Origin of the sequence: Belliella filtrata (assembly GCF_022549775.1) — a bacterium.
GTDB lineage: Bacteria > Bacteroidota > Bacteroidia > Cytophagales > Cyclobacteriaceae > Belliella > Belliella filtrata.
The window spans coordinates 1-534 of sequence record NZ_JAKZGP010000161.1 but is presented as its reverse complement, the minus strand read 5'-3'; the positions used below and the strand labels follow the sequence as shown (position 1 = coordinate 534).

Annotated in this window: 1 protein-coding gene; it reads left to right on the top strand. The window is 29.4% G+C overall.

Going from position 1 to position 534, the window contains the following annotated elements:
* A partial coding sequence (locus MM239_RS20895; protein WP_241350261.1) for a transposase occupies window positions 1-223 on the top strand: 223 nt, incomplete at its 5' end.
* Window positions 224-534 lie beyond the last annotated feature (311 nt).

Below are 534 nucleotides of genomic sequence, written 5' to 3'. Positions count from 1 at the left end.
ATTCCCTTTTATTGAAGCGGCTAAGACAATTCAAGCACATTGGTTTGGTATTATTACTTACACAGAAACTAATTTAACAAATGGTGTTCTTGAAGGAATAAATTCAAAAATTCAACTAGCAAAAAAAAGAGCTAGAGGTTACAGGAATATATCCAATTTTATTAATATGATTTACTTTATCTCTGGGAAACTCAAATTCGACTACCCACTATATTCCACATAGAGCCAAAATAAAAGATATCAAATAATAAAAAAAGCATTATTTCAAATATTAATATTTACCTTAAATCCGCAAGTGAATAATTAAAAAAGCCAAAAAAGTGGCTGAATTAATTGTATTCAGGCTTTTTTGGCTCGTTTTTTTCCACTTATTTAGGTGTTACCACACATCCTTAATAAGATTTATAAAAATTACGAATTCATCTGAAAAAATCACACCTTTTGGAGGTTTTAATTTTGTTATTGAGTCATTTAAAAACTCAGGTCTTTCGATGCTTATCGATAATCATCTGGGAAGCAGGGTGAAAACTGTTG